Origin of the sequence: Dysgonomonas sp. HDW5B (genome assembly GCF_011299335.1) — a bacterium.
In the GTDB taxonomy this organism is placed as follows: Bacteria; Bacteroidota; Bacteroidia; order Bacteroidales; family Dysgonomonadaceae; genus Dysgonomonas_A.
Window position 1 is genome coordinate 2,092,202 of sequence record NZ_CP049858.1, and the last position, 13,508, is coordinate 2,105,709.

The following is a 13,508-nucleotide window of genomic DNA, read 5'->3' on the forward strand; positions in this document are numbered from 1 at the left end:
ATCCAACTCCTTTCCCTTTTATTCAGAAGAGCTTTTCAACCATCTCAGATGATTGATTATTGATTTAATATCCAGATAGCTATATTCTTTTGGTAAGTTCTCTTTGATACTCGATAAAGGAGTGTTAAATGGTATTTCCTTTAATCGGGGGATGAGATAATCCTGCTTGTCTTTAGAGATTAATTTATCAACAGACAAATCACCAGTAAGGATAAAACCCGATAAATGCCCTTCAATTGTAGTAGTGGATAAATTACGTTCAGCTACAATCTCTTTTACCGATTTTCCTTCATTAAATAACGAAAGAGTAATACGTTGACTATCTCCTTTTTGAGCTTTCTCTTTCTTTTCAGCAACTTGTACCTCTTCTGCTTTTTGAATGATTACTTTGTCAAAAATAATATTTTCAGTGAGGTTAATATTACCATAGCGTATATGCTCTAACTTAGCCAGAAATGATAATAAAGTAGCATCAATCTCACGTATCCCTTTCAAATACGCTTTTACCTTAGAAGCATTCTTTAAACTGTTAATGTGATTCTCTATTGGTAGAATAATGTTTTGTTGCAGATCTTTATGAAAATAAGAGACAGCCTTATTTACCCTATCTTTTATTAAATAGATATCAGGGTTGGATGTATATAATATGGAATGAAGTTCCTTTCTGAAGTTTTGGGATATCTTTTCTTGTTCTTCAGCCTTACAATACAATTGTGAAACTAATTTTTGAACTTCCTCTTTGTTGGGAATGGTCTTGCTTGAGACTAATTCATAGAACGAACGCAAACTACGGACTACGGGTGACCAGTCGAATGCCTTTTTTAATCGTTCAGCACAATAATAAGGTTTTTCCTGCTCTAATATTTGTTGTAGGTAGTCTTGCTTCAACTCTTTACGGCTAAAAGCTATAGCTCCCTCATCCGTGCGAATACTGTCTGCCGTAATACGAGAAAACAATACTATCCCATTCAGAGAAGTACAGCGGCTGAGTGCCACGTACACCTGACCGGCAGCAAAAGCATGTCCTGCATCAATTACAACGCGGTCGAAAGTTAAGCCCTGACTCTTATGTATGGTAATAGCCCAAGCTAATCGGATCGGATATTGAGTAAATGCTCCAAGCTCCTCTTCTTGAATATCTCCGGAGTCTTCGTTTAACGAATAACGGACATTGCGCCATGTTTCTTCCTCCAGCTCCATTTCATGACCGTTTTCGAACCGGACGATTATCTTTTTTTCTGATAAAAAACTAACGACTGCCAGTTTTCCATTGTAATAACGACGTTTCTCTCCTGCATCGTTTTTTACAAACATAACCTGTGCTCCAACCTTTAGCAATAGATTAAAGTCGGTAGGCAAAGAGTTCTCCGCAAAATCGCCACTTATCTTCCCCGAAAAAGATACAGCTTTTGCAGTCAGACGAGCCAGCTCATCATTATTTATTTTATCAGCTTTATAGTTATGGGTACAAAGAACAATATATCTGTTTTCCTCTGTTAGCTTAAAAGAAGGATTATAACGCTTATTCAGTATTTGTAGGTCAGCAGACGTTGTGCAGCTATTGCGAATACGATTAAGAATATCGATAAAAACCTGATCGCTTTGCCTGTAAATAGTCTTTAATTCTATATACAAAGGCATATTCTTTTGCAGTGCCTGAGCATGGAAAAAGAATGGGGACGGATAATACTCTTTCATTTGATCCCACTCATGCTGTTGTACCACCGGTGGAAGTTGATACATATCTCCTATGAAGAGAATTTGTACACCGCCAAATAATTGCTGATTATTGCGATAACGTTTCAATAAATAATCTATAGCATCGAGCATATCTGCTCTAAGCATACTGACTTCATCTATAATGAGCAGATCGAGTTCACGTAACATCTCAATCTTCGACTTACGCAATTTGAAATGAAATTCAAGTTTCTTTTTACCCTCAAGATTCGGTATAAACGGCTCGAATGGAAGCTGTAATAAAGAATGTAAGGTTACTCCCCCTGCATTTATTGATGCTACACCTGTTGGAGCAGCCACTATTACATTTTTATCTGCATGCTCACGGATATAATGCAGGAATGTTGTCTTACCTGTACCGGCTTTACCTGTTAGAAAAACCGATTGCGACGTATTAAGCACAATATCGGCTGCAAGAGTAAATATTTCGTTTGGTGATGAATTTCCCATTAATTAGTCATTATTCTTACAAATATAATTATATTAGAGTTGTATACCTAGCCAACAGAAGGTAAACAATGTGTAGAGTACAATCAGTTCATTATATATATCTGTATTAAAGTATTTAATGACGCGATTTCGGATTGCAACAGACTATCACAATTTAATTATCAGAGTAAAAAGGACAGGTCTGAGACCTTAATTATCAAAACACATGGAAATAAATGTCAATAATATTACGCTTAACTACCTTGTAAAAGGAAATGGTAATCCGCTCATTTTATTACATGGCAATGGAGAAGATTTAAAAATATTCGATAAACTGGTAAGTAAATTAGAAAATCAATTTACGATCTATGCTATTGATAGCCGTAACCACGGTGGCAGTACAAGAACCGAAGATTTCACTTATGAAACTATGGCCGAAGACATTCATCAATTTATCGAAAAACTAGAATTGAAACATGTGTCAGTAATAGGATTTAGTGATGGAGCAATTATAAGCTTATTACTTACTTTAAAATATCCTCAGACGTTCAACCGAATGGTGTTACTTGGAGTTAATCTAAAACCTACCGACTTTAAATTGGATATATATAACTCGATTGCTGAAGAATACGAAAAGACGCAAGATCCATTATTTAAAATGATGCTGGAGCAACCGAATATCGAATTAGACGATTTAAAAGAAATCAATACTCCGACCCTGGTTATCGGAGCAGAAGATGACCTGTATTATGAAGATAGCTTTCAAAATATTGTCAACACAATGCCTAATGCAGTATTAAAGATAATAAAAGGACATGATCATGGAAGTTATGTTGTGAATAACGACGTTTTATATCCATATGTGGTAGAATTCCTGCAATAATATAAAGAAGCAGAATTTTACATTGTGTCAAAAAAAAGGAGTCATAAAGTGATATCTAATAATTAAAAGATATATTTGTAAATACATAAAAATAAGTTGTTTTGTTATTTATTATCATATGAAGATTACTAAACGCATTCTCCTCATTGTCCTGTGCTTGACATTGTCGAGTTATCTTTTTGCCCAAAAAGATAGTATAAATGATAATGAACAACTTCAACATCGAGTAGAGAATTTAGAGCGAATCGTTAACCGACTCAATAATATCAAGCTAAGCGGATATTTTCAACCTCAATTTATATCGGCTCAAAAGGACGCTAATATACGAATAGGCGGACCCAATGAAAATCCGGACAAAAATTTTAACCGTGTAGGTATCCGAAGGGGGCGTATAAAAACGACTTACGAAGAAGGTTTAACCTCTGTAGTATTTCAGATTGATATCACAGAAAGAGGTATTGCACCCAGAGATGCTTATCTGAAAATAAAAGACCCTTGGTTTAAAACCAGCTTTATTCAGGCAGGACTTTTCTTCCGTCCTTTCGGGCACGAAATAGGATATTCATCTTCACGCAGAGAGTCCCCCGAACGTTCGAGAATTATTACCACTTTGTTTCCGGGCGAACGTGATTTAGGGGCGAGTATACAATTCAGAGCAAAAGATGGGTCTCCTCTTGATATATTCTCTTTGGAAACAGCTTTAGTCGCCGGAAATGGTATATCTATGGAAAGTGATAACCGACGGGATTTTATCGGCCACTTGACTGCATCTCCTAAAATTGGAAAAAATGCTTCCCTCACAGTCGGAACTTCTTATTATCTGGGTAGTGTATATCAAGGAACACAAAATGTATACAGAATGCAAGATGGTGGTTTTGTCTTGAACTCAAACCCTCAAAACTTAGGTCGATTTGCCCGACGTGAATATCTTGGTTTTGATCTGCAAACAAATTGGGCAAACTCATTTGGAGGAACACAGCTAAGAGCTGAATATATATTTGGTAAACAACCCGGTTCGGCAAATGGAACAGTAAGTCCTCAATCTTCTGTACGCCCGTCGCATGATACTTATCTGCGAAATTTCACGGGAGCGTATATTTTCTTAATTCAGGATATTGGTAAATTACCTTTCGAAGCCTTACTTAAGTACGACTGGTACGATCCGAACACAAAAGTATCGGGCAATAATATTGGATTGAACGGCACAAACAGAGCTGACGTCAAATATAGTACGGTGGGATTCGGTGCTATTTGGCATGCTTACAAAAATGTCGAACTACAAGCTTACTATGAAATAATTAGAAATGAAACATCCGCTAATCTTCTTGGTTTCGAGAATGATCTAAAAGACAATGCGTTTACTTTAACTCTTCAATTCCGATATTAATCAAAATAATCTTCTGTCGGTGAAGTCTCTTTTATCTAATCTATAAAAAGGACTCTGTTGTTATTTGTCTATACCTTAAAAAATATATCCTTCCTATTTCTTGTCTAAAAGCTATTTTCGACAAGAGAAATAAACTTTCATAATTGTATTTATCGAACAGAGTTGTTCTTTTTTACTGAAAAGTAATAAAGAAATTAAACATCTCGTGTAAAATTATTTTACACTAATAAAAAAGCAGAAAACATGTAATAGTCTTTATTACATGTTTTTATATGTTTTGGCATGAAATTGGTTTGTAAATAAGTAAAACTGTAAATATTATTATGAAATACTTAGCTGCTATACTCTTTATTCTGATAAGCCTAACAGCTTATTCTCAAGAAAAAAAATGGACTCTTATGGAGTGTATGGAATATGGAATAAAACACAGCCCCAGAAGAAATAAACAAGAAGCACAAAATAGCATTTATCATCAGAATTATCTGGAAGCCATCGGGCAGTTATTGCCATCCATAAATGCAAATACTTCAGCATCATTTAACTTTGGTCGTGGACTTGATTCTGAAACAAATACCTATACAAATGTAAACTCTTTCAGCAATAGTTATAATCTATATTCATCCTTAACTCTTTTTGATGGGCTTGGAAATATAAACAGATTAAAAATGCAGAAAATGAGTAAACTTATGGGGAAGCATCAACTCGAATATACCGAAGATATGATCGCTTTTGAAGTTATGGAAGCTTTTTATAATGTCTTATACAATATAGAAAGAGTTAAACTTGCCGAACAGGAGCTAGCCGAGAGTACCGCCAATTTAAAGCAAGTACAGAGAATGATGGAATTAGGTGTAAAAGGATTTCCCGAAGTGGCAGAGATGACTGCTCAGGAGGCAGCCAATACTTATAATCTGACACGGCAAAAAAATATTTTAACCATCGGATTTATATTACTTAAAGAAAAAATGAATTTTCCGATTGATGAAACTTTCGAAATAGAAGATTCCGATCCGCTGGCAATAATTGCAAGATCGGAAGAATCGGCCTATACTATTTTTGAACAGGCTAAAACGTACTTGCCTCAGGCTCTAGTCGCCGAAACTACTGTAGAAGCTCAACAGTTAGCCTATAAGGCTGCCAAAGGAGGATTGTTTCCATCGATAGCCGTAGAGGGCGGATATTCTACAAATTTCTCCCGTTATATGGATGGCAGTGATTATTCGTCATTCGATTATCAATTCAAAAACAAGATGGGTCGATATATCGGTTTCTCTCTTCGGATACCTATTTTCAATGGCTTCTCTCGTACAGCTGAAATGAGACGGGGAAAAGCTCAGGTTGTGATAGCTCAAACCCAACAGGAGGAAACATTACGGGTATTATATAGCGAAATAGAGCAGGCTGTTGCCGATATGAATGGTCAGGTAGACGAATATTATCAGGCAAAAAAACAAACGGAGGCAATGGAGGTTGCTCAAAGAGTAAATGAACGGAAATTTTCAGAAGGGCTCATCAGTGCAATAGAACTTCACACAAGTGCTAACCGCTTGCTTCAGGCGAGGGCAGAAGAGCTAAATTCCAGACTTAAATTTCAACTAAAGCACGAATTAGTTCTTTATTATAAGGGAGAACCATTTGTTGTCAGATAATAAAAAATAAGCAATAGTAAACATTTAGTAATACATCTTACAACCAGAACTATCTATTGTGGTTACACTTGCCAAAGCAACAAATAGTTCAGTGAATTTAATATATTGATATGGATACAATTATAGAAAAGAAAAAAGGGTTAAAGAAAAAACATATCCCCTTTGTGATTGGAGGAGTAATCTTATTGGCTGCGATATGCTGGTTGATTTTTGGCAACCATGCTTCGAAACTGAATGTTGATAAGCAAAAGTTAAGCATCCAATCTGTAACAAAAGGACAGTTTAACGACTATGTGCGTATCAGCGGGCAGGTACAACCTATCAATACTATTCAACTGAGTGCTATTGAAGGAGGAATGGTTGCACAAAAACTGATAGAAGAAGGGTCGGAAGTGCATGCCGGAGAAGTCATTGTACAACTGACCAACCCTATGTTGAGCCTTAATATTTTGGATAGTGAAGCTCAGTTAGCCGAAAAGCAAAACTTCCTCCGAAATACCCAAGTTGCGATGGAGCAAGAGAAGCTAAACTTAAAAAAGGAAAAGCTTCAACTGGATATGGATGTGGAACGAAAGAGGAGAAAATATCAGCAATACAAGCAGCTATATTCTGAAAACCTGACTTCAAAGGAAGAATATCTTCAGGCACAGGAAGATTATCAATATGCTGTGGATGGCAGAAACTTAGTTGTTGAACGTCAGAAACAAGACTCGCTGTACAGAGGCATCCAAATAAATCAGATGGAAGAAAGTTTATCTAATATTCGCCGGAATCTTACGCTTGTGCGTCAACGCGTTGATAACCTGAATGTAAAAGCTCCTGTTGACGGACAATTGGGATTGTTGGATGTAGAGATTGGACAAACGGTTGCAACAGGTGGGCGTGTAGGTCAAATCAGTGTTTTGTCGGATTACAAAGTAGAAGCACTGATTGATGAGCATTACATTGACAGGGTGAGAACCGGATTAGACGCCACTTTCGAACGTCAGGATAAAAACTTTGCCCTGCGTGTTCGTAAAGTATATCCTGAAGTGAGAGAAAAACAATTCAAAACCGATTTTATATTCGAAGGCGAACGTCCGGATAATATCAGAGCAGGACAAACCTATTATATCAACCTCCAATTGGGACAACCTGTAGATGCGATACTAATACCAAGAGGAGCCTTTTATCAGGCAACGGGTGGACAATGGATATTTGTTGTAACTGCCGATGGAAGCCGTGCAATAAAAAGGAAAATAACTATAGGTCGCCAAAACCCCAATTACTATGAAGTCATAAGTGGACTGGAAGCCGGTGAGAAAGTGATCACATCGTCTTATGACACCTATGGAGATGTACAAGAATTAATCTTAAAGTAAAAATACTACTATTATGAATTTCATACTGAAAAATATCAAACACCTGCTGAAGCATTATAAGATGTCGTCTGTAATAAACATCTTGGGGCTATCTGTTTCGTTTGCAGTATTTATTGTCGTTGCAATACAAGTGTATTACGATTTTACGTATAATAAATCGCTTGAGAAAGCCGATAATATATACCTCTTCAGTTATTACAAGATTACAGATAAGGTACAGTCTCCATGGGCCAGTATCCCGAATGCTAAAGATATAGCAGCAAAATTTCCGGAAGTAAAAAGTTACAGTACTGTATCTTTGAACGGAAATATTCAGCCTCAGATTGATGTGAAAACAGAGAATGGCGATTTACAAACATTCGAAGTGCCCATGTTGTCGGCCTCTCCCGGATTTTTAGATGTATTTACTCCCCATATTTTGTATGGAAATGCTGTAGATGCTCTAATTTCAGATGGTAAATTATTGATTCCTGCAAAATTTGCTATAAAGCTATTCGGGACAGAAAATGCAGTAGGAAAAACTGTCTTCGGACATTTTTCAAAGAAAGAATATACCATAGCAGCCGTTTATAAGGACTTTCCTAAAAACAGCACTGTAACAAATGCCTGTTATACTTATCAGCCCGATAATAGCAGAGAAAATAACAATTATTTTCTATACCTTGAATTAGAACCCAACAGCTCTGCTTCTCTACAAGAAAAACTAAACAGCAAAGAATTTCTGGGAGAAGAAATCATAAAGTTTATGGAAGAGCAACCCGATAACAAAATCGAACTTCAATTAATACCCTTTTATGATTTACACCTATATGTTGAAGATTTACGGGATGGAAATATAAACACGACCTTATCATTGCTCGCTATTGGTGTTTTAATTTTGATAATAGCATTTATTAATCTGTTGAATATTTCGATGGCTATGGTACCCTCCCGTATCAAGACATTAAATACACATAGAATATTGGGAATCAATACAGGTCTGTTGAGATTAGGCTTGGCTCTGGAAGGAACCTTCCTGGCTCTGGCTTCTTTCATACTAGCTCTGTTATATATTCAAGTCTTTAGCGAATCGGTGCTAGCCGAATTCTTTCAGGCAGATATAGCACTATCATCTAATATATGGATAATATTGACTATTGGGGTATCACTTCTGCTGATTACTTTTTTGGTAAACTTATACCCTGCCATATACGCAACTTCTTTTAAGATGGATGCCGCGATAAAAGGCTCATTCAGTTTATCAGCTAAAGGCAATCAGATCAGAAATATGTTGATTACCATACAGTTCATAGTTGCTATTGTCTTAATCATTATTTCGGGTTTTATTAAGATACAGCAAAACTATATGCAGAATTATGATTTGGGTATCGAAAAAGAGAATGTTGCTTATTTGCCACTTCGAGGACTTAAAACCGACTATAACACATTTGGTAAAGAGTTGACTCAAAATAGCCATATTACAGATTATACAGCATCACAATTTATACCTGGTTATATAGGTATGAGCTGGACACGTGGTCTGGAAGGAAAGCAGGTTAATTTTTCATCTTGGCCTGTTACACCCAATTTCCTGAAATTTTTCGGGGTTAAGATTATCGAAGGAAACGATTTCTCTGAAGAGAATCCATCGGGGTTAGAGCAAATTGTATTTAACAATGAGTTCATGAAAAAGTACGAATTCGACAATTCAATAATCGGCAAGGACTTCGAATGTTTCAATAAGGGAACAATAGTAGGTGTAGCAAGTGATATCAATTTTCAGTCGTTACGAAACCCTATTCGCCCGATGGCATTTGTAATTCTGAACGGAACCAATATGCTGGACTTTATTTTTATTAAAGTATCAGGAGAAAATATGCCTCAAAATATAGAATACATCCGGCAAACATGGACCAAATTCAGTGATGACGAGTTCAACCTCACTTTCCTTAACTCCCGTTTAAATGACTTATATAAAAATGAGAATAATATGGCAAAACTGATTGGTCTGTTTGGTATAATCACTGTTGTTATTGCCATTATGGGAGTATATGGTTTGGTGTCATTCAATACAAGATATAAGCAAAGAGAGATTGCCATACGTAAAGTAAACGGGTCTACTATTGAAGAGATAATGATCTTACTCAACAAAAACCTTTTACTACAGCTCTTCATATCTTATGTGATAGCCGTTCCGATAGCTTATATATTATACAACAGTGGCTCGATCAGTTTGCTTACAAAGCGCCTATACCCTGGTGGCTGTTCCTGAGTGCAGGCATGCTTGTTTTGGTAATATCTGCTATAACAGTAAGCTGGCAGAGCTGGAAAGCAGCTACACTAAATCCGGTAGAAGCGATTAAAAACGAATAATAACCTTCAATTCAAAGATTATGAGAAATATATTTACACTGATTCTGATTATTCTCAGTCTCATCATGGCTCAAGCACAGAGCAGCTTTACACAGCTCAGTTTATCAGGGTTTAAAGTAAACCTTATACCTTCTGAAACACCTTCTATTCACCTTGATGACTCAGTTGGAATAGAAAGAGTAGTTGAAGATGGTATTCTCGAAATTAGAGTTTTGGATCAAACGGGTAGAGTACCGAAGAGTGAGATTACAATATATACCGATCAGTTGAATTATTTGAGTTTGCACAATTGTCAATTGGAAATGGCCAGTCCAATAATAGCTGATTCTTTGACTATAGTTACAGCATCATCTTTTGGTACACTGAAAATCAATTCAGATTACCTTTCAGTCAATATAGGAGCCGGAAGTAATTTTAAAATTGAAGGAGAAACCAAATTCTACGATTGTGCTGTAGGTGCAGGCAGTACATTACAATCCAAAAAATTGCTGGCCGAAAAAGCGACTGTCAATGCCATGGGATACAGTAATCTGTCTTTCAGTGCAAAAGAGATAATCGAATCGAAAGTTGAAAATGCTAATGTGAAAAATTATAATGAATAACTTTAAATTAATATTTCGCTCTTTATTGAAGAAGAAAGAAAATAACTTCATCAAAATCTTGTCCTTGGGGACAGGCTTGGCTGTGGGGTTAATCATCATATCCAAAGTGTTTTTTGAGCTTAGCTACGATAACTTCTATCCGGATGCCGATCGAATCTATCAGATACAATCGCATGCGATAGTCGGGAACGAAGAACCAGACGAATTTGGGCAGGTAAGTGGTGCTATAGCTCCCGGAATGAAAGCTGAAGTGCCCGGGGTAGAAGTTGCCACACGACTGACATACATGGGATGGGATGCATCATTCTTTACCCCCGACAAAAAACGTTACACGGGTACATTTATTATGGCAGACAGCTGTCTCTTTGATGTATTACCTCGTCCGATGGTTAGCGGAAATGCAAAAGAAATACTATCGAGACCCTTATATGGATTGGTATCCGAATCTATCGCCGAAAAAATGGGCAATAATGTTATAGGACAATCTATTCAGCTCGATAATTATCCCGGACGTATAATTACTATTGGAGGTGTTTTTAAAGATGTACCCGAAAATGCACATTTAAGATATGATCTTGTAATATCACTGGCGTCCATAACAAATTTCATGTGGGATGGTACTCAAAACTGGGTAGGCAACGACCGTTATCTGGGATATGTGAAACTAATACCCGGTACCGATCCGGCAAGTCTTGCACCTGCTATGCGTAAGATGCAGGAACGCAACCAACCGATGGCAGATTTAAAGAAAGCAGGTATTGAACTTTCATATACTTTATCGTCGCTCACTCAATTACATAGCGATACGCCTGAGACGAAGCGTATGACCCTTTTATTGTCAGCGATAGCCTTTGCCCTGATATTTACTTCTATTATGAATTATATTCTGATTCTGATATCAACACTGGTAAATCGAGGAAAAGTAATTGCAGTATATAAATGTTACGGAGCTGAGCAGAAAGACATCTCGAAGCTAATATTTGGAGAAACATCGCTGCATCTGGCTATTTCTTTGATAATTTCCCTATTTCTAATTTTCTGTTTTAGAAGTACGGCGGAAGATATTTTATCGGCTTCTGTTTATTCCTTGTTTTCTCTTCAAACCTGTTTGATCCTGCTGGTTGTCTGCATAATTATTTCATTGATTATAGGAATTATACCTGCTTATTTATTTTCACGGATTCCTGTATCTTCTGTCTTCCGTAGTCAGACTATGACCAAGCGTGGCTGGAAAATGGCTCTTCTGTTTTTTCAATTGGTCACTACTACCTTCCTTGTTACACTGCTTATTATAGTAGCACGACAGTATGATGTTATGGTTAATGACAATCCGGGCTACAATTACGAGAGGCTGCTTTACTACAGTACCAGAGGAGTGAGTAATAACGAAAGACAAAAAATAATAGATGAGCTCCTTACTATCCCTCAAGTCGAAATAGTTGCTACTGCCGATAATCTACCATTCAATTTTGCCTCGGGTAATAATGTATATATTCCGAATAATGACCAAGAGCTTTTTAATGTTGCAGATATGTATGGCGCAGACGAGAATTATCTGACACTAATGGGAATACCGGTAATTGAAGGTAAGGATTTTGATGAAGAATCGGTATCAGGTAATGACATCCTGATCAGTAAGAAGTTTGCAGATAAAATATCTGCATTGGCAAACTGGCAGGATGGTGTGATTGGTAAAGAAATCCTCATCTCGGAGCATCAACAGAAGAATGGAGCATCACGTATCATAGGAGTTTATCCAGACATCCGATTAGGCTCTATAGGAAGTGAAGACACTCGACCTTCCGTTATCTTCTACTCAAATGAACCGGCTTCAACTATTATAGTAAAGCTTAAGGATTTGAACTCAGATAATATTCAAAGTGTATATGATCTATTCAAAAGATCGTTCCCCGATAAAGATATTACACTTTCTCTATATAAAGACAGTATGGTGAAGTTATATAGCAACTCTCGTCGGTTTATGAATGCGATAACCATCGGAGGAATAGTTACCCTGATAATAACTCTCATCGGTTTGATTGGCTATACCAACAATGAAGTCAATCGCCGTAAATCGGAGATTGCTATACGCAAGGTTAACGGTGCTACATTGGCTGATATTTTGAGACTATTCCTTAAGGATAATCTGTGGATTACTATTCCTGCCCTTATTTGCGGAGCATTAGCTGCGTCTATTGCTGCTGCAAAATGGATGGAAGACTTTTCGGAAAAAGCACCTTTATCACCTTTGTTATTTATTTCGTGTGGGGTTGGCGTCTTAATAATAGTATTGTCTGTAGTATGTTTAAATTGTTTGCAGACAGCAAATCGAAATCCGGTAGAGACACTCAAAAGAGATTAAGATTACAGACTTTTTATCGTCAGATATAGTTAAAAATAAAACAATTAAAAATCAATATTATGTTACAAATTAAAGATCTAAAAAAAGTATTCCGTACCGAAGAAGTCGAAACGGTTGCATTAAATGGAATTTCGATGCATGTTACCCAAGGTGAATTTATTGCTATTATGGGGCCGTCAGGATGCGGAAAATCAACTTTGCTGAATATCCTCGGATTGCTAGACAACCCTACTTCCGGGCAATACCTTCTTGATGGAAAAGAAGTAGGTAACCTGAAAGAAAAAGAACGTACACAATCTCGAAAAGGAAATATTGGATTTGTATTTCAAAGCTTCAATCTGATAGAAGAGATGACTGTTTTTGAAAATGTAGAGTTACCCTTAACTTATTTAAAAGTGAAAGCATCGGATCGTAAAAAACGTGTTGAGGAAACGCTTCGGAAGATGAGTATCAGCCATAGAGCCAATCACTTTCCCAACCAGTTATCGGGAGGTCAACAACAACGTGTGGCTATTGCCCGTGCGGTAATTGCAAATCCGAAGTTGATTCTGGCCGATGAGCCTACAGGTAACCTGGATTCTAAAAACGGAAAAGATGTGATGGATCTGCTTACCGAGCTTAATCAGGAAGGTGCTACAATCGTTATGGTAACACACTCTCAGCATGATGCTTCATTTGCTCACCGCACAATAAACTTGTTTGACGGGCAGATTATTACAGAAGTAGAAAGCAAAATGTAAATAAAA

The 13,508-nt window shown here is 36.9% G+C and carries 9 protein-coding genes; 8 read left to right on the forward strand and 1 reads right to left on the reverse strand.

Annotated elements, in window-relative coordinates:
- Nucleotides 1-18: 18 nt before the first annotated feature.
- Complete coding sequence (locus tag G7051_RS08635; protein WP_166199606.1) at nucleotides 19-2,187, reverse strand: helix-turn-helix domain-containing protein; 2,169 nt, start codon at nucleotides 2,185-2,187, stop codon at nucleotides 19-21.
- A gap of 205 nt (nucleotides 2,188-2,392) precedes the next feature.
- Between G7051_RS08635 and G7051_RS08640 the strand changes: the two genes are divergently transcribed.
- The 8 genes from G7051_RS08640 to G7051_RS08675 all read left to right on the forward strand — a co-directional run bounded on the left by G7051_RS08640 (nucleotide 2,393) and on the right by G7051_RS08675 (nucleotide 13,502).
- On the forward strand, nucleotides 2,393-3,049 hold the full coding sequence (locus G7051_RS08640) for an alpha/beta fold hydrolase (RefSeq protein WP_166199608.1): 657 nt from the start codon (nucleotides 2,393-2,395) through the stop codon (nucleotides 3,047-3,049).
- 118 nt (nucleotides 3,050-3,167) lie between these two features.
- Nucleotides 3,168-4,436, forward strand: a complete 1,269-nt coding sequence (locus G7051_RS08645; protein WP_166199610.1) for a hypothetical protein — start codon at nucleotides 3,168-3,170, stop codon at nucleotides 4,434-4,436.
- 323 nt (nucleotides 4,437-4,759) lie between these two features.
- A complete protein-coding gene (locus G7051_RS08650; protein ID WP_166199612.1) occupies nucleotides 4,760-6,085 on the forward strand; it encodes a TolC family protein in 1,326 nt (441 codons plus the stop codon).
- Between the two features lie 110 nt (nucleotides 6,086-6,195).
- Nucleotides 6,196-7,446 carry an efflux RND transporter periplasmic adaptor subunit gene (locus G7051_RS08655; protein ID WP_166199614.1) on the forward strand — a complete coding sequence of 417 codons (1,251 nt, stop codon included), beginning with the start codon at nucleotides 6,196-6,198 and terminating at the stop codon, nucleotides 7,444-7,446.
- A gap of 13 nt (nucleotides 7,447-7,459) precedes the next feature.
- Nucleotides 7,460-9,697, forward strand: coding sequence for an ABC transporter permease (locus G7051_RS08660; protein ID WP_166199616.1), 2,238 nt, complete (start codon nucleotides 7,460-7,462; stop codon nucleotides 9,695-9,697).
- Nucleotides 9,698-9,818: 121 nt separating this feature from the next.
- The gene (locus G7051_RS08665) at nucleotides 9,819-10,400 is read left to right on the forward strand and encodes a GIN domain-containing protein (protein WP_166199618.1); all 582 of its coding nucleotides are present in this window, start codon (nucleotides 9,819-9,821) and stop codon (nucleotides 10,398-10,400) included.
- Entirely contained in the window at nucleotides 10,393-12,762 is a 2,370-nt protein-coding gene (locus tag G7051_RS08670; RefSeq protein ID WP_166199620.1) for an ABC transporter permease, read from the forward strand. The genes G7051_RS08665 and G7051_RS08670 overlap by 8 nt, the downstream gene beginning before the upstream one ends.
- 59 nt (nucleotides 12,763-12,821) lie before the next feature.
- A complete protein-coding gene (locus tag G7051_RS08675) occupies nucleotides 12,822-13,502 on the forward strand; it encodes an ABC transporter ATP-binding protein (RefSeq protein WP_166113946.1) in 681 nt (226 codons plus the stop codon).
- The last annotated feature ends 6 nt before the right edge of the window (nucleotides 13,503-13,508 follow it).

Excerpts from the sequence above, each read along its gene's own strand:
- G7051_RS08660 (WP_166199616.1), top strand. The coding sequence starts at position 7,460 with ATGAATTTCATACTGAAAAATATCAAACACCTGCTGAAGCATTATAAG.
- G7051_RS08670 (WP_166199620.1), top strand. The coding sequence starts at position 10,393 with ATGAATAACTTTAAATTAATATTTCGCTCTTTATTGAAGAAGAAAGAA.
- G7051_RS08640 (WP_166199608.1), top strand. The coding sequence starts at position 2,393 with ATGGAAATAAATGTCAATAATATTACGCTTAACTACCTTGTAAAAGGA.
- G7051_RS08675 (WP_166113946.1), top strand. The coding sequence starts at position 12,822 with ATGTTACAAATTAAAGATCTAAAAAAAGTATTCCGTACCGAAGAAGTC.
- G7051_RS08645 (WP_166199610.1), top strand. The coding sequence starts at position 3,168 with ATGAAGATTACTAAACGCATTCTCCTCATTGTCCTGTGCTTGACATTG.
- G7051_RS08665 (WP_166199618.1), top strand. The coding sequence starts at position 9,819 with ATGAGAAATATATTTACACTGATTCTGATTATTCTCAGTCTCATCATG.
- G7051_RS08655 (WP_166199614.1), top strand. The coding sequence starts at position 6,196 with ATGGATACAATTATAGAAAAGAAAAAAGGGTTAAAGAAAAAACATATC.
- G7051_RS08635 (WP_166199606.1), bottom strand. The coding sequence starts at position 2,187 with ATGGGAAATTCATCACCAAACGAAATATTTACTCTTGCAGCCGATATT.
- G7051_RS08650 (WP_166199612.1), top strand. The coding sequence starts at position 4,760 with ATGAAATACTTAGCTGCTATACTCTTTATTCTGATAAGCCTAACAGCT.